Consider the following 21,590-nt stretch of genomic DNA (forward strand, 5'->3'; position numbering starts at 1 on the left):
GACCTTGCTTTTTTTCATTCTTACAATAGCCCCCGCGCCTTTATCTCTAGATACTTATTTATAGCGTTAATTGTCAAATCTTCGGGAGACGTATATATAGTTTGAATTCCTTGTCTATTCAATTCCTGGATCACCAGATTTTTATCGTACACAAACTTTTCCGCAATGACTTGGTTATAAACGTCGATTAATTTTGTTCCATTCTCTTTCGACATCGCAATAAGCTCCGTATTTTTAAATACAACCACCACCACAATATGCGTTTTGGCTAACATACGTAGATATGGCATTTGCCGGGCTAACGCATCTGTAGTTTCAAAATTGGTATACAGCATTAATAAGGAGCGTTTGTTAATATGCCGGTTGCAAAATGCGTAGAGGTTTCCAAATTCAGATTCTTGAAAGTCTGTTTCAATCCCGTAAAGCTTTTCCGATATAAGCTGCATCTGGTTATTCCGCTTTTCAGCCGGCACATGGTTTCCTATGTCTTTTGAGAATGTCAACATGCCCGCCCTGTCTTCCTTAACTATGGCCGCGTTGGCGAGCACCAAGGTCGAATTAATTGCGTAGTCCAACAATGTAAGATCGTTAAAGGGCATTCGCATCACCCTTCCGCAATCTATTAAGGCATATATAGGCTGCGATCGTTCTTCCTGATATTGGTTAACTTGCAATTTTTTGTGTTTAGCCGTAGCTTTCCAATTCACGTGTCTAAATTCATCTCCCCTAACGTATGAGCGAATATGGTCAAATTCCAATGTCGCTCCTATTTTTCGCACCCGTTTTATCCCAAGTTCAACCAAACGGTCTGTTGTCGCTAGAAGTTGATACTTCCGCATCTGTATGAATGAGGGATAGCAAGCTATCGTTTGGGGTTCCTGCAACGTAAATTTACGCTCGAAAAGCCCCAAATGCTTTACTAAGGCATGGCAACGGTTAAACACATAGATGCCGCGGCTAGTAGGCCGTACAGTATAGCTGAGACGCTTTGCCCGTTTCGCAGGCAACGCGAAGGAAAAGCTGATATCGCGCAACTGAAGTTGCACAGGGAACTCTTCCAACAGGCGTACCACCACTTTCAGCGGATAAAAGCTTTGCACCATGATAGCGAGTTCGTTTTCATCGCCGTTAGACAGCTTTTCCGGGTAGTCCCGTGCGAGACCAACACCGCTTTTACGCGCGTAAAGAACAAAAATATCCCAAGCGCAAGCTGCTATAAAAATCCAAAAAAGGATAGAGACAACAATAAACAACGCTTTAATAAAAAATGACAATACGAAACATGTGGCGAAGAATAAGACGCCATAAAAAAATAGATTGGTAATATACAGGTTCCGTATGAAGCGCATTATCGTGGTATTTCTATACTATCTACAATTTGTCGAACGATATAATCGCTCGTGAAGCCTTCCATTTCCTTTTCAGGAGTCAACATGACGCGATGACCTAATACATTAGGTGCAACGTACTTTACGTCATCCGGTGTTATAAAATCTCGGCCTTGCAGCGCTGCACAGGCTTTGGAAGCTTCCAGCAATGCGATAGAAGCCCGAGGCGAAGCTCCTAATGTAAGATTTGGATTGGACCGTGTATTAAAGATTACATGGACGATATAAGTAAATACCTCCTCATGCACGAAAACCTGTTTGATCAGATCTTGAAAATGCAGAAGTTCTTCAATACTCACGACAGCCTGCACAAGATCTTCCTTAGACTTCGCCTTTTGCGCATGATGTTCACGAAGAATATCCATCTCTTCTTCAAAGATCGGGTAGCCGACATTTATCTTAAATAGAAAACGATCAAGTTGTGCTTCAGGAAGACGATACGTTCCCTCATGTTCAATTGGATTTTGAGTAGCGAAAACGACAAATGGACGCGGAACTACATATGTGGTGCCATCAACGGTAACCTGATATTCCGACATACATTCAAACAGCGACGACTGGGTTTTGGCCGGTGATCGGTTGATTTCGTCAATCAAAACGATGTTTCCAAAAATAGGGCCTTTAATAAACCGAAATTCATTTGTTTTTAGATCCAAAATGGACGATCCTGTGACGTCTGATGGCATTAAATCTGGAGTGAATTGAATTCGTTTAAAATCCCCATGGATACTCTTTGCAATTAGCTTGGCGGTCAATGTTTTGGCAACTCCCGGCATACCTTCTATTAAGGAATGGCCTGCCGCTAGTATGGATATAAGCAACTTACGGATCACATCATCTTGCCCCACAATCACTTTTTTCACTTCCGATGCAACCGCTGCCATCTTCGCCTCTAAAACAGTCAAGTCGATCCTGTTTTCGAAATCGGGTGCATATTTACTATCTATTTCACTCATAATATGTTGGCTTTATTTTTAAATTCTTCTATCTGTTTATTTACATCAATCAGTTCTCGATCCGTCGTAGCGGTAATTTTTCGGTACTTTATGACAAGTGTTATAATTTGGATACAATCTGCAAGTGGAACTCCCGTTTTTGCGGCGAGCTGTTTCGAAAAACTAGGCTCCTCCAGTGCCAACGTGTCCAACAGAAAATTGACTCGGAGGTCGTACAAAAAGTATTCTATTTTCTTTTGCACCAAATTCCCAGGGTTTCCGCTCTCGTAATAGAGTGTCGCGATGGTCTTTGCAAACTCTTTCGACAGATTTTTCTCCGGTTCGACAATCGGGATAGCAATCTGCTCACGTTTACTACGGAACAGCAAGAATAGTAGCAAGCCAAATAACAAGATGTACCACGCTTGACGTAAGCCATCATTCTGCAATAAAACTCGTAATGGTGTCCGAGCCGAATCGTTGCTCTTGGCCAGCGCATCATACCAAAAAACTTCGCGCCGACTCAATAGTTTTAGGGCCGAAGCGGCATAATTGTAGTTCTGCTGTTTCAACATGTAGTAGTTTGTAAACATTAGAGGTTCCAAATGCAGCAAAAATCGTCCTTTCTTACGTTTAACCTCCACAAAATTGGGAATCTCACGATCCTCAGCTTTAAAATAGCCCACCCTACTTATACCCACGGAATCAATCTCATAAAACAATCCAGGATAGTCCAGATCTTTGTAAAAGGCGGTTGATCCATCTGTCAACATAAATGGTCGATCCTCAAAATCGATCACCTCGTTGAAATCTTGCGGATAATAATATTCCTGATAAAGCCCGAGCGTATCTAACAAATCGAGAGGCAGACTATTCGTGGAAATAAATACTTCCCCACCACGCTCGACGTACGCCAAAAGCTCTTTAATGGCTTCTTTTCCATCATACATCCCATCAACGATGTATACCAGACTTCCGTTTTCCTTTCCACGGAGGAAATTCTTCAGATCCGGATAATTCATAGCGTTGAAATCATGAACCTTCACCTCCTTATCACCAAGAATTTTTGGAAGCTCAGTGCGTGTAAAGAAAAGTCCGTACGGCATCTTCTCTCTTTGATCGTACGTTCTAGTCCAGTCTATCTGTTTATCACGCGTCAAATCAACAAGGGCAATCGTTAGAAAAGTCAATACAAGTAATGTGATGCCTAATTTTCCAGTACTTCTCATTGCCACTTTGCTTGAAAATTTAAGAAATAATGTGAAAACTCGTCGTACTTCTTTTCGTCAACAGGCATACCGCCGTACCATACCCTATTCAGAATGTCTACGTTACCCGCAAACTCTTTCTTTAGTTGATTATCTTGTAGTTCATCAATAAGTTCCATGTGAGATTTCGTGTACCTCCAATCGATCATGCCCTTTTTTGCCAACAGTTGAATATTTAGTAGATTCAAGTAGCGTATTGCACGCACAAAATCTCCATCCTTTCTAGCCTGATCGATGTAGCTAGACAAATCTAGATCCAAAAGATTTTTCTCAACAAATCTGATTTCGTCGAGATCTTCATCCTTTTCATCGTTGGGCTTCAACCATCGTTTGCGGGATATTAATACGCGATACAATATCCATATCAAAACAATGATGCCAAACACCGCTAATATCTTATAGAAAAGATCGGAGAACTGAAAGTTGTTTGTGTCGGGAAAGAGTTGACTGAGCCATCGATTTATACGTTCAAAAATCCGCTTGAACAAACTTACTCGATCAACATTTTCTTTATCATAATCAAACTCTTCGGTTTTGTATGCGGCCGTAAGTTTTCCAAACTCCGCTGTATCTACCTTGGGAATATTAGTAAAGGAGGGCACATGATCATAATACCCTTCTGCCAAAAAATCAACTACATCCTGTTCAGGGTAATCCGCAGGGAGACTATCTTGAAAGATTTCGCCAGGTATTGAATCTTGGGCACTACAGAAAAGAATCATCATACCATAAATGATTCCTAGGCACTGCATTTTAAAGGCCATGTTCCGGTCCTCCTAAACGCCCAATCTTTTCGTAAATATCCTCACCAAACCTGATTTCTTTCGCTGTTTCATAAATGATACCGTAAACCAATACGGAAGACATGTAATAAACAATCGAAAGAAAAACGAGTACTGTTGCACCCAAAGAAACGATCATCCTCCCCAAAAGGCTATTGAAAAAAGTTTCATCAAAGCCAATTGTGTTGTAAGCAATCAAGCCAAATATAATGGTGGGCATGAGCGACAGCATCATTAATAATATTTGAAATATAAAACTTACGATATAAGAAGACACACTGTAATCAAATATTTTCTTTCGCAAAATTGAAAAAGTCTGCTGAAGACTGCTGAAAGCATCGAAGTAACCCTCTCTGTAGAACAGGAATGCGCAAAAAAACCAAACCCCGATAAATGCACCCAAGATTCCAATTGCAAAACTTCCCACCAGCGGAATAAAAGCCAAGATAAGGGCGCAAATCATAAATGGAATAGCCAAAATGAGCAGCGCGAGGATAGCGACTACCAAAAACTTAAGATAGCTGGTAATATGCTTGACAAAGGCTTGCCAAACATCGGAGGAATTAAAGTCTGTATTTCGACTGCTCTTAAGCAAAATGAAGTATTCGATGGCCAAGCCGAAAAATACCATCCCAATCAGCACTAACGCCCCGACAGCTATAATTGCTATCCAGATAATATCCAGAGATTCATCAAAGTTGGCTGTGGAAGTGAGGTTAATCTTGGTAGTGATATAATATATCAGTACCAACATGGCACAAAGAGGTATGACAGCCAATCTAAAGATAGTGTAGAAAAAATGCTTTAACACAATCCGTAAGAGATTGATAAAGTCTTGCACGATTTCGCCAAGCTTCCTTTCTTTTCTAAATTCAAAAGCTATATCCATCCCTTAATTTTAGACAAATGATACGGTCTGATTATATAAAAATACCCGATGCATAGAAAAGACACTACAATGATTGCTATACACATCCAAATAGAAACTTGGTAATATCTTGTCACAAAACCTTCCAAAAAGCCTGCTACAATAAAGAAAGGCACGGTACTGACCAATACTTTAGAAGCGGTTTTAATGGTACGCTTGAACGATTCGACACGCGTAAAAGATCCGGGGAAGAGTATGCTATTTCCAATGGCCAAGCCGCAGCCTCCTGCGATAACGATAACCGATAATTCAATGGCTCCATGTATCCATATAGCTGACATGGCTTCTTCCAGCACGCCATGTTGATAGAACATATGGTGGAAGGCGCCTACCATAATACCATTGCTAAAAAGTATATAGCCGCTCCCGATACTATAAAAAATTCCTAGTGCAAAAGCCAAAAAAGCGACGCGCACATTGTTGATAGTGATAGCCAATGCAGAACCGATCTCACTTCCACCTTCGTATACACCGGCAGGGTTTCCTGCTTCGATGTTACTGATACTCATATCCACATAAGAGTCTCCGAGAATTAAACGAATGAAATCCACGTCATAATGTGCGGAAACAATTCCAATGAGGATAGAGAGGGAAAATATCAGAAGTGAATAAAATAGGGGACGGCGCAAAGACCAGATGGCCTCTGGAATCTCCTGCGCTATAAAGCGCTTTATCTGGCTTTCCGACGATTTTTGGTCGCGGTATAATTGCTGATGAGCTAGTATTGCAAGCTCGTTTAAATAGTCTTTCGTTTTTGATTTTGGATAGAAGGTTTGAGCGTATGCTAAATCGTTAGTCAACTCGATATAATTGGAAGCAAGTTGACCGGGGGCGACGTCAGCTTTGTTTCGCAAATTGTGCTCAATTACGACCCATTTTTCCTTATTTCGATCGATAAAGGACGCTTCTCTCATGTGTTAAATTTATAACCTTCTTACCAAACTTAGTAAATGTTACATATAAATGCAATTATTTTTGTACAGAAAAAACGCCTTCAAAAACGTGTAGTTAGAGACCTGAAACGACTGAAATAATGAATAACATTTACTTTTAATCTGCGTGCTATGATCTAGCACGTTATAGTCGGCTGTGTAAGTTTCCCGAATAGTTTGACCTTTCAAAACTATTCCTTAAATTCAGCTACTATCTTCTTGCAGCATACGTAATATCGCGAAGTGCATCATGAATAAGACTGATAAGTACGCGCTGTGGAGTCGCCAACAGATCAAGGGATCGAAAGAGCTTTTGGAATAATTATGTACACATGAATAGACTACTTATAAATACGCCGCAGAATGTCAAATTCGAATATAAGCTGGCTTCGCTCGGATCAAGAATCATTGCTTTTAGTATAGACTATTTCATCATTATCTGCTATTCTATATTGGTTTTTAGTGTACTAAGTAATATTGGTCTTTTCAAAAATACGGACAGTTGGTTGATCTCCGGCCTCTATATGCTGTTATTGCTCCCTGCAATGTTTTACCCTTTTTTAATGGAAAGCTTTTTCCATGGACAAACCGCTGGTAAAATAATCATGAAGATAAAGGTTGTAAAGGTTGATGGAACTCGTGCTACCATCTATCAATATTTTGTTCGATGGGTTTGTACCATCGTCGATATCTTTCTATGCGCAGGTGCACTCGGTATTAGTAGCATTATTGCGACGCGCAATGCGCAGCGTATCGGGGATATTGCGGCGGATACAGCAGTTATCAGCATTAAGGAAGACATGGCCATTCAGCAGACACTTTTCTCGGAAATCACAAAAGAATACACAATTACCTTTCCGCAGGTAATGCACCTCTCAGATGATGATGCAAACACCATAAAAGAAGTGTATAAGAAAGGCTATGAACGAAAAGATTATAACATCATTCTTGCCCTGAGCAATAAATTAGTGCAGTTGCTGGATGTCAAACCGCAAATGCGTCCCGAGGAATTTGTGGATATTGTTATTAAAGACTACTACTATATGTTCCGAGATAGATAATAAACAAATGAATACTATCTGAAAGACCACTGTACATAGTTGATGTTCTTGCTATGCGCAAGGTATTTCCGCTCGTAATAGGTCTTGATCGACAATACCTCATCTACCAAATCAGACTTATATAAATCCTGCGTTTCTTTGCTCTTGGTTAACTTTAGCTTATCAATTTGCTCCAACGTATAAGCAAAAAACTCATCATTATCTGTCTTCAAATGCATGATGCCGCCCTCTGATAAAATATACTTATACTTTTCTAAAAATTTAGGATGGGTTAATCGCTTTTTTTCGCGGCTGATTTGCGGTTGCGGATCCGGGAAGGTAATCCAAATTTCGTCAATCTCTCCCGCATCAAAATACGCTAGCACAGTTTCGATCTGTATACGTAGAAACGCCACATTGGGTATGCCTTCCTCTAAAGCTGTTTTTGCTCCACGCCATATACGGTTTCCTTTATAATCTACACCAATAAAATTTTTATCAGGAAAGAGTTTTGCCAGATTAACGGTGTATTCGCCTTTTCCACAGGCCAACTCTAAAATAACGGGACTATTATTTTTAAAAAACTTCTCAGACCATGATCCTTTAAACACCTTTCCGGCATCTAATTGCACAACATTATCAAAGGTGGCGACTTCAGCAAACTTTCTTAACTTATCCTTACCCATTTTTCATATTTTGTGCGCAAAAATAACCTTATATTTGCACTATTCAATAAATTCTTGTGGAAAAAGAAGCTAAAATATTTGTCGCCGGTCATCGTGGCATGGTTGGATCAGCCATCGTTAGAGCCTTGGAGCGTAAGGGCTATACGTGCATTATCAAAAGAACATCCAAAGAATTGGATCTGCGCAATCAGGCTGACGTCGCTGCCTTTTTCGCGGAGCAACAGCCCGACTATGTCTTTCTCGCCGCCGCCAAAGTGGGTGGAATTATGGCAAATAATACCTATCGTGCAGATTTTCTCTACGAAAATATTGCTATCCAGACGAACGTGATTCACCAGGCCTATATCCAGAAGGTAAAGAAGTTACTATTCCTTGGTTCTAGCTGTATCTACCCAAAGCTAGCACCACAACCGTTAAGGGAAGACTATCTCCTTACAGGGACACTGGAAACAACAAATGAACCCTACGCTATCGCGAAAATAGCTGGAATTAAAATGTGCGAGGCATACCGCTCACAGTACGGCTGCAATTTTATATCGGCTATGCCTACCAATCTTTATGGTATAAATGACAACTATCATCCCGAAAACTCGCACGTATTGCCTGCTTTGATACGCAGGTTTCACGAAGCCAAAACGAATGGAGCGACCAGCGTAACGATTTGGGGCACGGGTACTCCACTACGCGAGTTTTTATATGCGGACGATTTGGGCGAAGCCTGTTTATTTCTGATGGACAATTACAGTGATGAACAGTTTATAAATGTAGGGATAGGCGAAGATCTGAGCATACGCGACCTTGCGACGCTGATTAAGGAAATTGTGGGGTTTAAGGGATCAATAGAATTTGACGAGCAAAAGCCTGACGGGACGCCTAGAAAACTTATGGATGTAAAAAAACTTCACGACTTAGGCTGGAAACACAAGATACCGCTAGCTGATGGCATACGTTTGGCGTATGAAGATTTTAAAGCGAAACATACAATTTAGTATGTCTCGCTATTCGTTGGCAGGCCGAAGTCTGGAGTATCATTATCCAAAACCGGTTCCGCCGGGATCGTTTCTTTTTTCTTCCTTTTCTTTTTGTTCTTAGGCCGAATAAAATTGGTAACTTTTCCGATCAGAGAACTTATTTTGCTTTGATTTACTTGGCCTACAGCCGTCTCAGAAGCGAGCAATACTACGGCTTTTTTCAACCAACCCGCATTGCGGAGCAGTGTAGAGTTCAATACCAATGGTGTACCTATCTGTAATACATTTGTCAACCAGTCGGCGTCCTTCCCCTTCATAGCCTTACTTATATTAGATGCAACGCCTTTGACAATACCGGCTCCAGGAACAACCGTAGTAAAGTTTTTAATAAAACGGATTGGACTTTCTACCTTTGTTTTAAGCAGTTCATATTGATCGAGTAAATAGACCTCTTGTTCTTTCTTGCGTACATTAAGACGAGCAATCTCGATTTTTAGATCCTGCAGATTATTTATTTTTTGCGAACTCTTCATTTATATCCGTTTTTACTTTCTCTTGTATAACATCTTCATCTTCGTCCCCATTCCATTTATTTGCAAGCTTACGTATCGTTAAATTCATAAAGATAGATTCCAAAGCGGGCTCAAAGGCACGGATAAGCAATAAAATGATAAAGAAAATAACGCCTGTGAGCAAAAATCCCAAGGCATAACTATCTAATAACTCTCCCAGAAAAAACCCGAGCGCTAGCGAACAGAAAAAAAGGATAAATAACGAAAGAACTACTTTTGATACATCTAATACCAAAGATCCCACAATACGGGAACCTTTAGCCAGTGATTTTAACTTCAAAAGCTTGATTTGCGTATCTACGTATTCTTTTCCTTTTTGGAACGTACCGCTAAATGAGAATTTTTCTTCTTCCATGAATTTGTAAATTTATTAAAAAGGTAAAAATAAGCCGACTAAACGAACGCAGGGCGCTGTTACCGGCGGATTTAAACAAATTGTATCGCACTGCCAGAAACGCATGATACAAGCGACGCTACCCTTTTTTTCAACAACGTTTATATTGCGCGACTTAAACCAACTCCAAAAATTGGAAGGTATCCATTTTTTGGCATTGACCTCATGTGTACCAAATATGGAGCCGCCTAGACGGCTCCCATATACTATGCGTGCTCTTCTATCTCATCGTCAATCGCAGATTCCACATGAGAAACTTTTGATTTAACGGCCGCAACAAGCTTTTCCTTCAAGTCGTTAAGCTGATCCAGCTGCTCCTCAGCCCGTTCTTTTATTGCATCACCAAGATCTGCTAATGAGTCTTGGATCTTATCCCTTGTTTCGGAGCCCTTATCAGGCGCAAACAACAAGCCCAAAACTGCTCCCGCCGCTAAGCCAGCCAACAGTGCCGTAACTATTTTACTGTTTTCGTTCATAAGATTTGTCTTTTATTAATGAAAGTATTATAGACGATATATGTTTAACAAATGATTGTTCTAAACGTTTTAAAAATACAAAACTATTTTGGCACAAACGGCCGCAATATCGAATATCAACAAAAAACTGACCAAAAGATTATGTGTTTTGAAAAAATAAATTGCATTCTTACCCAATTTCTTTATCTTTAAAGAAACCATTGTAATCCATATGCTCGTTAAAACATTCAGTAGCGCTGTGCACGGCATTGAGGCCACATCTATAACCGTTGAAGTTCATATCTCGACAGGAACAAAATATTATATTGTTGGACTACCCGATAACGCCATAAAGGAAAGCTGGCAGCGCATTGAGAGTGCGATTTCCACAATCGGCTTCCGTATGCCTCGACAAAAAATTGTTGTGAATTTAGCCCCAGCTGATATTCGCAAGGAAGGATCAGCATACGACTTATCAATGGCCGTTGGCATCTTGGCTGCTTCGGGACAAATGCCCGATAGGCTATTATCGGACTATCTGATCCTGGGCGAACTATCTTTAAACGGTGAAATTCAACCTATAAAGGGTGCTTTGCCTGTGGCTATACAAGCACAGAAGGACGGTTTCAAAGGCATTATGCTGCCAGAAGTTAATGCGAGAGAAGCCGCCGCTGTACAGCATATTGATGTATTACCGGTCAATAATTTAAAAGAAATTGTTTCCTTTTTGAGCGAGGAAGAGACGATTGCACCATTAAGGCTGGATATTGAGCAGGAGTTTCTCAATCATATCAATGATTACGAGGTCGACTTTGCAGATGTCAAGGGTCAAGAAAACATAAAGCGTGCGTTGGAGATAGCCGCTGCCGGGGGACACAATGTCATTCTTATCGGACCTCCCGGAGCGGGGAAAACTATGCTGGCAAAACGTTTGCCGACAATCCTTCCGCCTTTAACACTGGATGAATCTATAGAGACCACCAAAATACATTCTGTAGCGGGTCAACTCAGAGAACAGTCTGCCTTAATGACGATTCGCCCCTTTCGAGCGCCCCATCACACCATTTCGGATGTTGCCCTCGTCGGCGGAGGATCGCATCCTCAACCTGGAGAAATTTCGCTGGCGCATAATGGTGTACTTTTTCTTGATGAGCTTCCCGAATTTAAGCGATCCGTTTTGGAGGTGATGCGGCAACCGTTAGAATCTCGGAGTATTACAATCTCTCGGGCGCGCTTATCGGTGGATTATCCAGCGAGCTTTATGCTTATTGCCGCGATGAATCCTTGTCCTTGTGGGTATTATAATCATCCCGAAAAAGAATGTATCTGTGGAAGCGCGGTGGTACAACGTTATCTCAGCAAAATATCGGGCCCGTTGCTTGATCGGATAGATCTCCATGTGGAAGTTACTCCCGTTGAATTTAATGAGCTTGCAAGTAATAGAATAAGTGAAAACAGTAAATCCATTCGCGCACGGGTGATAACTGCAAGGAAAGCCCAGGAAGCGAGATTCATCACATCGCGCGCTATCCATTGCAACGCACAAATGGGCACAAAGACCGTCAGGGATGTTTGCAACATTCATGAGGATGGTAAACGGTTGTTACAGAATGCAATGGAAAGATTAAATCTTTCCGCTCGCGCCTACGACAGAATATTAAAGGTAGCGCGAACGATAGCCGATATGGAAGGCGCTGCACACATAGCGAATCATCACATTGCGGAAGCGATACATTTTAGAAGCCTTGACCGAGAAAACTGGGCGGGATAACTTCCTTAAAAGCTTTCCACAAAATGGCGAAACACCCAAGGGTATAATACCAGGGTGAGTATAACGCCTGTCAAAGCACCATATAAATGCGCTTCGTGGTTAATGCCATCATTTGATTTTCTGGACGCCCAAATACTATATCCGAGAAAGAGGGCCGCGAAAACGTAGGCTGGCATAGGAATAATCATAAAAACGCCTAACGGCGCCTTTGGCATAAATAGTATATAGCTAAAGAGCACCGCACAAATTGACCCGGAAGCACCTAGACTGTAGTATCCTGTATTGTTCCTTTGCTGCAAAATTGTAGGAATATCACTCAACACCAAACTTACGAGGTAGAGACCCGCGAAAATCAAATGTCCCCATGTTCCACTTAGCTCGACAAATATAGCTTCAAGTGAAAAGCCAAAGTAGTAGAAAGTGATCATATTAAACAACAAATGCATCCAGTCTTTATGGATAAGTCCGCTACTGAAAACGGTATAGTACTTATCCTTATTCCTGTAGATCGTATATGGATGCAACATGAGTTTCCCGTACCACTGCGGATTAGAGAACACGAATATGCTCGTGCCAATAGTTAAGGCAAAGATCAGCGAGGAAACAGGGGTGGAATATATGCTATCGATCATTGTTTAATTGGTCATTAAAATCTGTCCTCCAATAAGAATACATACAACTCCTTAGACCCTTGCCCTACCGGCAAGCTTTGATTTATGAAGTCGGTGTGTAAACTAGGTCCATCTATCATTGTCAACATAGTTGGAAATTTATCATGATATTTTTCCTGCACTTTACGCAAAGCGTGCTTCACGTCCATAACGAGCTGCGAAGCTTTTGCAATAACAATATGCACCGGGGGATAAACGCTCAATGCGCGGCCAGCCGCATCTCCATTGGAGATTAAAACATTACCATTCCTTGCAATAAGCGCTTCACAAACGGTGATAGCCGCATCTGCTTGATCAAAATTATGGCCTGTTGTATACACCGGGAAGCCATATTGATCCAACAGCTGCTGAACGGCATATTCCCATGCGAATATTTTATTAATTTTGAGGGATTCTGCAAGCAAGATCAAATTCTCTATAAGCGCGATTTCGCCATCACAGTATACAAATTTTCCAGAAACTGCAGTTAATTCGCGAGCGAAAGTAAGATCCAACGGCTCGGTTTCATCTTTATAGAGTGGCGAATCTTCGAAATCTAAATACGGATTTTCGCGTTTCTGTAGTAAAGCCTGCCGAATTTTCTTCAGCATTCGTTCCTTCGCTGTTGTGTTTCTGATATTCATGTGTAGAAGTAAGCCCTGACTATAGAAAAAGTACTTCCTTGCGCAAGAGCAAAGAAGTACTTTTCATGCTAATTTATATTTCGTGTTTAGCCTTTGAACTCGTTTTTATCTTCTGATTTAGCATCGTTGGTGCTGCCTTCGGGAGGTAAATCCAGCGGTAAATCAGTTTGCGGAACTCCGCCTCCATCTACACCGCCGTTCACAAACTCGTCATACGTCGTTCTATTATCGAAAGGGCGTTTACCAAGGATTTCCTCCAAATCACTCTGAAATAAGATTTCCTTCTCTAATAGCTTCTCTGCGATTTTGACAAGACCATCTTGCTTGTCGATGAGCAGCTGCTTGGTTCTTTCATAAACCGCAGAAATCAGTGTACGCACTTCTTCGTCGATCAATTCGGCAGTTTGATCCGAATAGGGCTTTTGAAATTGTGAATCCCCCGAACTATCTCGGAAAGATACATTCCCCACCTTATCATTCATACCATACACTGCGGTCATTGCATAAGCCAACTTGGTGATTCGCTCTAAGTCGTTTTGAGCGCCGGTACTGATACGTCCGAAGGTGATATCTTCCGCTACACGGCCACCCATGGTCATACACATGCTGTCCAGCAATTGCTCCGTGGTGTACAGAAACTGTTCCTTAGGTAGGTATTGCGCATAACCCAATGCCGCTACACCACGTGGTACGATGGACACTTTTACCAAAGGATCAGCATACTCCAAAAACCAACCAGCTATCGCATGTCCCGCCTCATGATAAGCAACGATCTTCTTCTCATCTGGAGAGATTATTTTGTTCTTTTTCTCTAAGCCTCCGATCACACGATCTATCGCATCTTGAAAATCTTGCATATCGATCGAGCGTTTGTTTTTACGTGCTGCGATAAGTGCCGCCTCATTACAAACATTCGCAATTTCTGCACCCGCAAAACCAGGCGTTTGAGCCGATAGCTTTTTGGCATCTACTTCTTCAGAAAGTTTTAACGGCTTCAAGTGCACACTGAAGATGTGCTCACGACCGATCAAGTCAGGTTTGTCAATAGAAATTTGCCTATCAAAGCGTCCTGGACGCAATAAAGCAGAATCTAATACATCTAGTCGGTTTGTAGCAGCTAATATGATAACGCCTAAATTGGTTCCAAATCCGTCCATTTCTACCAATAGCTGGTTCAATGTATTTTCTCGCTCGTCGTTTCCTCCCATCACCGAATTTTTGCCGCGGGCACGACCAATTGCGTCGATCTCGTCGATGAAAATTATACAAGGGGCTTTTTCTTTAGCCTGCTTAAAGAGGTCACGAACACGAGATGCACCGACGCCAACAAACATTTCCACAAAGTCAGATCCAGAAAGTGAGAAAAATGGAACTTGGGCTTCGCCGGCCACGGCTTTCGCTAATAATGTTTTACCGGTGCCTGGAGGGCCTACCAACAAAGCTCCTTTCGGAATCTTACCACCTAAATCAGTGTACTTTTTCGGATTTTTGAGGAAATCAACAATTTCCATAACCTCCGTTTTAGCTTCTTCCAGTCCCGCCACATCGTTAAACGTAATATTTATCTGCGATTCTTTGTCGAAAAGCTGAGCCTTGGACTTACCTATATTAAAAATAGCACCGCCGCCGCTACCAGCGCCGCCACCCATCCTACGCATCAGCAACATCCATATTGCAACAATGATTAGCAAGGGTAGCATAAACGAAATAAACCAGCCCGCCCAAGGGTTTGAACGATCTTCGTAGTTTACAGCAATTTTTGTTTGATCAGCAGCCAAGCTATCTTGAGAAGCGTTGAGCTTCTTTTCCAATATATCAGCCGACGGCTCGGTAAAAACGTACTGAGGACCTGCAGAGGGCGATAGCATCAACGAATTCGAATTGGGAGTTACCTCCTTATATTTCTCCTCACTAAGTTTATCTTTTTTGATATATACTTCAACATCGATTAGATCATTATTCTTAAAAGCTACTAACCGTTCTACATCGCCAGGACGGAGCATTTTTTCTTCAAACTCTGCATACGTAATCTTTTTAGTAGACTCACTGCTAAAGAAGTACTGGAGACCGAAGAATCCCAGGATAATTAATATCCAGAGCCACATCATATTAAATCTTGGCGGAACGGGAGTCACTTTTTTACTCGGAATTTTCTTCATTATAATTTGTTATATCTGTCTATTACTTGTTAAAAGTGTCATGCACTTTGATACGATTGTACTTGTGCGTCGCCCCACAAGTCTTCTATGCCATAATGGCTTCTTTTTTCTGTTTTGAAGATATGCACAACCACATCCACGAAATCTAATAAAATCCACTCTCCGTTACCATGCCCTTCTTTGTGCCAAGGTTCCTGTCCAAAAGCCTTGTAAACCTCATCTTCTACACTCTTCGCGATCGCGTTAACCTGTATGGTAGAGTCTGCATGACAAATAACAAAATAATCTGAGAGGGTCGCATTCACGCTGCGCATATCCATTCGCACAATCTCATTCCCTTTCTTCTCCTGCATGCCCAGCACCACCACTTCCGCAAGCTTTCCAGACAATTGCGTTTTTGTATTTTTACTCATCAAAAAATATTAGTTTTGAATAATATTTTACACTTTTTAATTGTTCTCCCTTGCAAAATAACACATTTTCCCGACTTTACCTTAGACAAAATTTAATTGTATTGGATGAGGTATCATCTACAAATGATTATTTAAAAGAACTTTTGTCAAATATTAAGCCACTTGCCGAAGCAACTGCCATTATGGCAAGTAATCAAACGCATGGGCGGGGGCAACGTGACGGCATCTGGCTGTCATCGAAGGATGAAAATCTCACATTTAGTTTCCTCCTCTTCCCTACAAACTTCCCCAGCGCAAAATCGTTTAGTTTAAACATGATGGTGTGCCTCGGTATTCAAACAACATTGAAGCAATATGGTTTAGATGCCTGCGTAAAATGGCCTAACGATATTTATGTCGGTAATAAAAAACTGTGCGGGGTTTTGATTGAAAACAGATTGACAGGAGCTAACATACATACCTCCATCGTAGGCATTGGAATCAACGTCAATCAAATTTCTTTTCCTGAATCGATAGCATGGAAAACAACATCCCTGCAGTTAGAATCCAGTGAGATGAATAAGGTCGACATTAAAAATTTATGCTTTGATCTACTCATGAATATCTTATCCATCTATGAAAGCCATCTGCTGATGGATACGACTGCGCTGATCAATAAATATAATGACCAATTATTTAGAAAAGATGTTCCTGCAAAATTCTTAGTTGATGGGTTGGAGAAAGTAGGAATAATACAGGGGGTTGATGAACAGGGGCTATTGCACGTAATTGTTGATGATCAACTATGTAAATATGACAGCAAAGAGATCGCATTTATAATATAACAGTAAATTTACTTTCGGAATAGATTGTCTGATTATTAATATTCGCAAGAATTTTCTAGATTTGATTTAAACTTTAAGGTGCACACGTAGTCCATCAAGTAAACAATTTATAAGTATGAAAAAATTCAGTTTGGTGATCATCACGGTTTTATTTACGGTTTTCGGTGCCGTTGCGCAAATTTACAACCCAGTAAAGTGGTCTGTAGCTTCGAAAAAACTAAATAGTAAAGAAGCCGTTGTTTTTGTTAAAGCGACCATACAAGATGGCTGGCACATCTACGGCTTGAATGTACCTGAAGGCGGGCCAATTTCAACGTCGTTTCAGTTTACGCCATCAAAAGATTTTGCGCTGAATGGGAAGGTAGCGGCACCAAGTCCACAATCAAAATATGAGAAAGACTTTAAAATGAATGTGCCTTTTTATGCTAAGGAAGTTACTTTCCAACAAAAGGTAAAGCTTAATAAAAATCAAACTACAGTAAAAGGCGTTGTTGAGTTTATGGCCTGTGATAAAAGCCAGTGTCTACCTCCAGAGGAATATGCCTTCAACGTCACAATAAAGTAGTATTTGTACACATAGAAATTATTAAGGCAGTGGGTTTACTGCCTTTTTTTTATTTTAGCAAATTATCGATAACAGGCATGCGTTTATTAACAAAATATGTTGTAGTTCTACAACTTCTAATAGTATTATCTCTCCACACCGCTTTTGCTCAACAAGACAGTCTTATCTCACTGGATGACGTAGAGTTTACTGATGGTTCTGCCGCTGGTAATGAGTCTTCAGGAGAAAGCGATACGCTATTAAGTGTTCCTGAAGACCTCGTATTTTCCGAGAGTCCAGCCGATACGGTATCTCCGGACAGCTCCGCGGCGGTAGCTGCGAGTGAACAAGCCGAGGCTGGACAGCAAAAACAATCCTTGTGGGGTATCTTTATTGCTGGCTTGCTGGGAGGCTTTGCCGCCTTCATCATGCCCTGTATTTTCCCCATGGTACCCCTCACCGTAAGCTTTTTCACCAAGCGTGCGGGGTCTAGGCTGAAAGCTGTTTCTCAGGCCCTTCTCTATGGCTTGTTCATCATTGTTATTTATGTTGCGCTAGGGATGCTGATCACGATTACATTTGGTTCGGATGCGCTCAATGCCCTTTCTACCAATGGCGTGTTTAATTTTATCTTCTTTCTGATACTTGTAGCCTTCGCTGCCTCTTTCTTTGGTGCTTTCGAACTGACATTACCTAGCTCGTTTGTCAACAAGATCGATGCCCGCTCTGATCAGGGAGGGCTGCTCGGCCTATTTTTCATGGCCTTCAGCCTCGCATTGGTTTCTTTCTCTTGCACGGGTCCTATTATTGGCACCCTATTGGTAGAGGCTGCCTCGAAAGGCGAGCGCTTGGGGCCTGCGGTAGGCATGCTGGGTTTCTCGTTAGCGCTTGCTATACCGTTCGTTATCTTTGCAGTTTTTCCTTCCATGCTCAAATCCCTTCCAAAATCTGGCGGATGGCTCAACAGCGTGAAGGTTGTATTGGCCTTTCTAGAGCTCGCTCTTGCGCTAAAATTCTTGTCTAATGTAGATTTGGCCTACCATTGGAATTGGCTGGATCGGGAAGTGTTTCTTGCGCTATGGATTGTTATTTTCGGCATGATGGGACTTTACCTTATTGGCAAGATCCGCTTTGCACACGATAGTCCACTCACGCACCTTTCGGTGCCGCGCACCATCTTTGCCATCATTGTATTCTCTTTCGTAGTATACATGGTGCCTGGCATGTGGGGTGCTCCGCTAAAATCCATATCCGCTTTTTTACCACCATCGGCCACACAGGACTTCGACCTTTCCGTTGCAGGCTATGCTGCAGCACCACAAGCCGGTAAAACGGATGGAAAAAAGAAAAAGTATTACGAGATTTTCCACGAGCGCGGCACACCTAAAGGGTTCGAGCCCTATTACGACTATGAAGAGGGGCTTGCGGCGGCCAAAGATCTTGGCAAACCTGCACTCATTGATTTTACCGGCTGGAACTGTGTGAACTGCCGCAAAATGGAAGCGAATGTATGGACCGATCCACAGGTGGCCTCGCTACTGCGAGACGAGTTCGTAATGATCGAGCTGTTTGTAGATGATCGTACGGAACTCGAGGCCACCGAGCAGTATGTATCAAGCTATTCGGGAAAGAAAATCAATACCATTGGAAAAAAAAATAGCGACTTTCAGGCTGCAACGTTCAACAGCAACTCGCAGCCATTATACGTAATTGTCGATACCGAGGGGAAGGTTCTGCTACCACCCACAGGCGCAAATTATGATATACCGGCCTACAGCGCTTATTTGCAACAAGGCATCGATTTATTTAAAAATAAATAAGACACTTTCAATATATAAGATGAAGACTATAAAAAATATTGCAGTTTTAACATCTGGCGGCGATTCCCCGGGAATGAACGCAGCCATTCGGGCGGTAGTTAGAGCCGGTATTTACAATGGCCTAAACGTTTTCGGAGTTCGCAGAGGATACGATGGATTGGTTCAGGGAGACATTATTCCTATGGACGCAAAATCTGTAGCGAACATCATCCAACGTGGAGGAACGGTTTTAAAGACAGCCAGAAGCGACGAATTCAGAACATATGAAGGCCGAGAGTTGGCTTTTGAAAATATCAAAAAACTAGAAATCGATGCTCTTGTTGTTATCGGGGGCGATGGCACATTTACCGGTGCGTCAAAATTCATTGAAGAATTTGATATTCCTATTATCGGTATACCAGGAACAATCGATAATGACCTTGCAGGTACAGATTTTACCATTGGTTACGATACAGCGATAAATACCGTTGTTGATGCTGTAGATAAAATCAGGGATACTGCGGAATCGCATGATAGATTGTTTGTCGTGGAAGTGATGGGCCGTGATTCGGGACTTATAGCGCTACGTTCAGGCATAAGTACAGGTGCTGAAGCTGTTTTAATCCCTGAGTTGCAAGTAGACTATGATGCGATCATGAAGAGGTTAGACAAAACCCGGAAGAACAAATCGTCCCGCATAATTATCGTTGCAGAAGGCGATAAAGAAGGAGGGATTGTTGTAGCAGAGCGTATCCAAGAAAATTTCCCCCACTATGATGTGCGCTTATCCATTTTAGGCCATATCCAACGCGGCGGGAAACCTACATGTATGGATCGTGTGTTGGCCAGTAGGCTCGGTGTAGCCTCTGTAGAGGCCTTAATAGAAGGTCGCCGGGGCGAAATGGCAGGGTTGATCTGTGGACAGGTTCAATTTACTCCATTTAGCAAAGCTATTAAGCACATCAACAAGATTAATGAAAACCTTACAAGGATCGTTGAAATTTTGTCTCTGTAACGGGCTTACCAGTACACGCATAAAAAAGGTGGCTATCATGTTGGATAGCCACCTTTTTTATGCAATACTTTTCGTTTTATTTCAATATTTCCTGTAGCTTTTGTTCAAGCGCTTCACCTCGTAAGTTGGACGCTACGATTTTGCCATCAGGATCTATCAGGTAATTTTGAGGTATCCCACGAATTGAGTAGAGTTCGACTACCGGAGAATTCCAAAATTGGAGATCGGAGACTTGAGGCCACTGACCGAGTTTATCGTCTTGAATAGCTTTCAACCAATCATCTTTCTTGCCAGGGCGGTCTAAAGAAACACCTAAAACCGTGAAATTCTTATCTTTAAACTTATTGAAAGCGGCTACGACATTTGGATTCTCATGGCGGCAAGGCCCGCACCAGCTAGCCCAGAAATCAATCAATACATATTTGCCCTTCAAGGACGACAATGCCAGTTCTTTACCTGTTGTATCTGGAAGAGTAAAATCAGGAGCCAAAGCGCCAACAGCCAATTTCTCCATCGAAGCTATTTTATCGCCCAACTTCTTTCCTAATGTTGTTGCTTTTAGATTCGCAGCAAGGCCGTCATAAGTAGGCTTGACAAAAGACGTTACATTTTCAGGCGATACCAATTCATCCAAGATAGACAAAGCTACATAGCTATTTGGGTTAGCCTTCACGAAATCCTTATTAACAGCTTCCTGCTTTTCGTAAATCACCGCCGCCTTTGCTTGCAAGCCCTGGATAAATGCTTCATCTTTCTTTTTCTCATCCGGCGCAGCCTGATATTCGGCATCCAATGCAGCAAACTCGGTCTCCATGCCTTTTAATAGACCCTTGTATTTGGAAAAATCGTCGTTAATTGCATTTCCCTTGCTTACTGCTGATTCAAAATCAGTTCCTTCAAATTGAATCACACCTTTTGATAGATAAACTGAATTCATCGGTGGACGCTGGCTACTTTCTCGCAGTTCGGACATTGTCTTTCCTTCTGCCGACAGGAACATCCGCGCCTGTGTAGGTTCAACGACGGAACCTTGGTATTTAAAGACACCATTGCTCACATTAGCCGAGTCTATCACAGCCTGACCGTTATCTTGATATTGGATAAATACTTTCGCTCCCGCTTGCGTATTTCCAATTTTACCGTTTAGTGTAAATTCCTCTTGCGCAAATAAAAGCGCAGGAATTAACCCTATGTATGTTAACATTACTTTTTTCATATCTTATTTACTATGTATTTATTGACTCTACAAAAACCAAAAGGTAAATTTTTACATATTACCAATTACCACTAGATCCGCCGCCGCCAAAGCCGCCACCACCGAAGCCACCAAAACCTCCGCCGCTACTTCCACCTCCAAAGCCGCCCCCACCGAAGCCACCGCCACTACCTCCGCTCCGTCTGCCGCCGCCTCCTAAACTGT

Annotated in this window: 22 protein-coding genes; 7 read left to right on the forward strand and 15 right to left on the reverse strand. The window is 41.8% G+C overall.

What is annotated here, in order from left to right:
- Positions 1-20: 20 nt before the first annotated feature.
- Genes DI53_RS06910 through DI53_RS06935 form a run of 6 tightly spaced genes read right to left on the reverse strand, consistent with a single transcriptional unit; the run spans position 21 to position 6,215 of the window.
- A complete protein-coding gene (locus tag DI53_RS06910) occupies positions 21-1,349 on the reverse strand; it encodes a DUF58 domain-containing protein (RefSeq protein ID WP_037497059.1) in 1,329 nt (442 codons plus the stop codon).
- The gene (locus DI53_RS06915; RefSeq protein WP_037497061.1) at positions 1,349-2,344 is read right to left on the reverse strand and encodes an AAA family ATPase; all 996 of its coding nucleotides are present in this window, start codon (positions 2,342-2,344) and stop codon (positions 1,349-1,351) included. The genes DI53_RS06910 and DI53_RS06915 overlap by 1 nt, the downstream gene beginning before the upstream one ends.
- On the reverse strand, positions 2,341-3,552 hold the full coding sequence (locus DI53_RS06920) for a DUF4350 domain-containing protein (protein ID WP_052072154.1): 1,212 nt from the start codon (positions 3,550-3,552) through the stop codon (positions 2,341-2,343). The genes DI53_RS06915 and DI53_RS06920 overlap by 4 nt, the downstream gene beginning before the upstream one ends.
- A complete protein-coding gene (locus tag DI53_RS06925) occupies positions 3,549-4,316 on the reverse strand; it encodes a hypothetical protein (RefSeq protein WP_131555188.1) in 768 nt (255 codons plus the stop codon). The genes DI53_RS06920 and DI53_RS06925 overlap by 4 nt, the downstream gene beginning before the upstream one ends.
- Positions 4,317-4,344: 28 nt before the next feature.
- On the reverse strand, positions 4,345-5,262 hold the full coding sequence (locus tag DI53_RS06930; protein ID WP_037497065.1) for a hypothetical protein: 918 nt from the start codon (positions 5,260-5,262) through the stop codon (positions 4,345-4,347).
- Positions 5,253-6,215 carry a stage II sporulation protein M gene (locus DI53_RS06935; RefSeq protein ID WP_037497068.1) on the reverse strand — a complete coding sequence of 321 codons (963 nt, stop codon included), beginning with the start codon at positions 6,213-6,215 and terminating at the stop codon, positions 5,253-5,255. The genes DI53_RS06930 and DI53_RS06935 overlap by 10 nt, the downstream gene beginning before the upstream one ends.
- 350 nt (positions 6,216-6,565) lie before the next feature.
- On the opposite strand from DI53_RS06935, the gene DI53_RS06940 reads away from it, so the two are divergent.
- Positions 6,566-7,294, forward strand: a complete 729-nt coding sequence (locus tag DI53_RS06940) for an RDD family protein (protein ID WP_037497070.1) — start codon at positions 6,566-6,568, stop codon at positions 7,292-7,294.
- Positions 7,295-7,308: 14 nt separating this feature from the next.
- Here DI53_RS06940 and trmB read toward each other — a convergent pair whose 3' ends face one another.
- Positions 7,309-7,959, reverse strand: a complete 651-nt coding sequence (trmB, locus tag DI53_RS06945; RefSeq protein ID WP_037497071.1) for a tRNA (guanosine(46)-N7)-methyltransferase TrmB — start codon at positions 7,957-7,959, stop codon at positions 7,309-7,311.
- Positions 7,960-8,015: 56 nt separating this feature from the next.
- On the opposite strand from trmB, the gene fcl reads away from it, so the two are divergent.
- Positions 8,016-8,948 carry a GDP-L-fucose synthase gene (gene fcl, locus DI53_RS06950; protein WP_037497073.1) on the forward strand — a complete coding sequence of 311 codons (933 nt, stop codon included), beginning with the start codon at positions 8,016-8,018 and terminating at the stop codon, positions 8,946-8,948.
- Here the strand turns inward: fcl and DI53_RS06955 are convergent.
- From DI53_RS06955 to DI53_RS06965, 3 genes are all read right to left on the reverse strand, one after another.
- A complete protein-coding gene (locus tag DI53_RS06955) occupies positions 8,945-9,463 on the reverse strand; it encodes a hypothetical protein (RefSeq protein ID WP_037497075.1) in 519 nt (172 codons plus the stop codon). The two genes, fcl and DI53_RS06955, sit on opposite strands and share 4 nt — an antisense overlap.
- The gene (locus DI53_RS06960; RefSeq protein WP_037497077.1) at positions 9,438-9,857 is read right to left on the reverse strand and encodes a hypothetical protein; all 420 of its coding nucleotides are present in this window, start codon (positions 9,855-9,857) and stop codon (positions 9,438-9,440) included. The genes DI53_RS06955 and DI53_RS06960 overlap by 26 nt, the downstream gene beginning before the upstream one ends.
- A gap of 245 nt (positions 9,858-10,102) precedes the next feature.
- Entirely contained in the window at positions 10,103-10,372 is a 270-nt protein-coding gene (locus DI53_RS06965) for a YtxH domain-containing protein (protein ID WP_037497079.1), read from the reverse strand.
- Positions 10,373-10,583: 211 nt separating this feature from the next.
- Between DI53_RS06965 and DI53_RS06970 the strand changes: the two genes are divergently transcribed.
- Entirely contained in the window at positions 10,584-12,122 is a 1,539-nt protein-coding gene (locus tag DI53_RS06970; RefSeq protein ID WP_037497081.1) for a YifB family Mg chelatase-like AAA ATPase, read from the forward strand.
- 5 nt (positions 12,123-12,127) lie between these two features.
- On the opposite strand, the gene DI53_RS06975 is transcribed toward DI53_RS06970, so the two are convergent.
- The 4 genes from DI53_RS06975 to rsfS all read right to left on the reverse strand — a co-directional run bounded on the left by DI53_RS06975 (position 12,128) and on the right by rsfS (position 15,988).
- Positions 12,128-12,754, reverse strand: a complete 627-nt coding sequence (locus DI53_RS06975; protein WP_037497082.1) for a rhomboid family intramembrane serine protease — start codon at positions 12,752-12,754, stop codon at positions 12,128-12,130.
- A 14-nt stretch (positions 12,755-12,768) separates the two neighbouring features.
- Positions 12,769-13,416 (reverse strand): LutC/YkgG family protein, encoded by a 648-nt coding sequence (locus tag DI53_RS06980; RefSeq protein WP_037497085.1) that lies wholly within the window; start codon positions 13,414-13,416, stop codon positions 12,769-12,771.
- Positions 13,417-13,502: 86 nt separating this feature from the next.
- Positions 13,503-15,575, reverse strand: a complete 2,073-nt coding sequence (gene ftsH, locus DI53_RS06985; protein WP_037497088.1) for an ATP-dependent zinc metalloprotease FtsH — start codon at positions 15,573-15,575, stop codon at positions 13,503-13,505.
- 38 nt (positions 15,576-15,613) lie between these two features.
- Complete coding sequence (rsfS, locus tag DI53_RS06990; RefSeq protein ID WP_037497090.1) at positions 15,614-15,988, reverse strand: ribosome silencing factor; 375 nt, start codon at positions 15,986-15,988, stop codon at positions 15,614-15,616.
- A gap of 50 nt (positions 15,989-16,038) precedes the next feature.
- On the opposite strand from rsfS, the gene DI53_RS06995 reads away from it, so the two are divergent.
- The 4 genes from DI53_RS06995 (at position 16,039) to pfkA (ending at position 20,170) form a co-directional block, all read left to right on the forward strand.
- Positions 16,039-16,812, forward strand: coding sequence for a biotin--[acetyl-CoA-carboxylase] ligase (locus DI53_RS06995; protein WP_052072159.1), 774 nt, complete (start codon positions 16,039-16,041; stop codon positions 16,810-16,812).
- A 115-nt stretch (positions 16,813-16,927) separates the two neighbouring features.
- Positions 16,928-17,377 (forward strand): protein-disulfide reductase DsbD domain-containing protein, encoded by a 450-nt coding sequence (locus DI53_RS07000; protein ID WP_037497092.1) that lies wholly within the window; start codon positions 16,928-16,930, stop codon positions 17,375-17,377.
- A gap of 77 nt (positions 17,378-17,454) precedes the next feature.
- A complete protein-coding gene (locus DI53_RS07005) occupies positions 17,455-19,176 on the forward strand; it encodes a protein-disulfide reductase DsbD family protein (RefSeq protein ID WP_037497128.1) in 1,722 nt (573 codons plus the stop codon).
- Positions 19,177-19,195: 19 nt separating this feature from the next.
- On the forward strand, positions 19,196-20,170 hold the full coding sequence (pfkA, locus tag DI53_RS07010) for a 6-phosphofructokinase (protein ID WP_037497094.1): 975 nt from the start codon (positions 19,196-19,198) through the stop codon (positions 20,168-20,170).
- A 76-nt stretch (positions 20,171-20,246) separates the two neighbouring features.
- Here the strand turns inward: pfkA and DI53_RS07015 are convergent, their stop codons facing one another.
- Positions 20,247-21,386, reverse strand: a complete 1,140-nt coding sequence (locus DI53_RS07015; protein WP_037497096.1) for a TlpA disulfide reductase family protein — start codon at positions 21,384-21,386, stop codon at positions 20,247-20,249.
- Positions 21,387-21,590: the final 204 nt, after the last annotated feature.

The sequence above is a fragment of the Sphingobacterium deserti genome (assembly GCF_000757725.1).
Lineage (GTDB): Bacteria > Bacteroidota > Bacteroidia > Sphingobacteriales > Sphingobacteriaceae > Sphingobacterium > Sphingobacterium deserti.

Excerpts from the sequence above, each read along its gene's own strand:
- DI53_RS06965 (WP_037497079.1), bottom strand. The coding sequence starts at position 10,372 with ATGAACGAAAACAGTAAAATAGTTACGGCACTGTTGGCTGGCTTAGCG.
- DI53_RS06980 (WP_037497085.1), bottom strand. The coding sequence starts at position 13,416 with ATGAATATCAGAAACACAACAGCGAAGGAACGAATGCTGAAGAAAATT.
- DI53_RS07000 (WP_037497092.1), top strand. The coding sequence starts at position 16,928 with ATGAAAAAATTCAGTTTGGTGATCATCACGGTTTTATTTACGGTTTTC.
- DI53_RS06915 (WP_037497061.1), bottom strand. The coding sequence starts at position 2,344 with ATGAGTGAAATAGATAGTAAATATGCACCCGATTTCGAAAACAGGATC.
- pfkA (WP_037497094.1), top strand. The coding sequence starts at position 19,196 with ATGAAGACTATAAAAAATATTGCAGTTTTAACATCTGGCGGCGATTCC.
- ftsH (WP_037497088.1), bottom strand. The coding sequence starts at position 15,575 with ATGAAGAAAATTCCGAGTAAAAAAGTGACTCCCGTTCCGCCAAGATTT.
- DI53_RS06955 (WP_037497075.1), bottom strand. The coding sequence starts at position 9,463 with ATGAAGAGTTCGCAAAAAATAAATAATCTGCAGGATCTAAAAATCGAG.
- DI53_RS06930 (WP_037497065.1), bottom strand. The coding sequence starts at position 5,262 with ATGGATATAGCTTTTGAATTTAGAAAAGAAAGGAAGCTTGGCGAAATC.
- rsfS (WP_037497090.1), bottom strand. The coding sequence starts at position 15,988 with ATGAGTAAAAATACAAAAACGCAATTGTCTGGAAAGCTTGCGGAAGTG.
- DI53_RS06910 (WP_037497059.1), bottom strand. The coding sequence starts at position 1,349 with ATGCGCTTCATACGGAACCTGTATATTACCAATCTATTTTTTTATGGC.
- trmB (WP_037497071.1), bottom strand. The coding sequence starts at position 7,959 with ATGGGTAAGGATAAGTTAAGAAAGTTTGCTGAAGTCGCCACCTTTGAT.
- DI53_RS06960 (WP_037497077.1), bottom strand. The coding sequence starts at position 9,857 with ATGGAAGAAGAAAAATTCTCATTTAGCGGTACGTTCCAAAAAGGAAAA.
- DI53_RS06925 (WP_131555188.1), bottom strand. The coding sequence starts at position 4,316 with ATGATGATTCTTTTCTGTAGTGCCCAAGATTCAATACCTGGCGAAATC.
- DI53_RS06975 (WP_037497082.1), bottom strand. The coding sequence starts at position 12,754 with ATGATCGATAGCATATATTCCACCCCTGTTTCCTCGCTGATCTTTGCC.
- DI53_RS06940 (WP_037497070.1), top strand. The coding sequence starts at position 6,566 with ATGAATAGACTACTTATAAATACGCCGCAGAATGTCAAATTCGAATAT.
- DI53_RS06935 (WP_037497068.1), bottom strand. The coding sequence starts at position 6,215 with ATGAGAGAAGCGTCCTTTATCGATCGAAATAAGGAAAAATGGGTCGTA.
- DI53_RS06970 (WP_037497081.1), top strand. The coding sequence starts at position 10,584 with ATGCTCGTTAAAACATTCAGTAGCGCTGTGCACGGCATTGAGGCCACA.
- DI53_RS07015 (WP_037497096.1), bottom strand. The coding sequence starts at position 21,386 with ATGAAAAAAGTAATGTTAACATACATAGGGTTAATTCCTGCGCTTTTA.
- DI53_RS06920 (WP_052072154.1), bottom strand. The coding sequence starts at position 3,552 with ATGAGAAGTACTGGAAAATTAGGCATCACATTACTTGTATTGACTTTT.
- DI53_RS07005 (WP_037497128.1), top strand. The coding sequence starts at position 17,455 with ATGCGTTTATTAACAAAATATGTTGTAGTTCTACAACTTCTAATAGTA.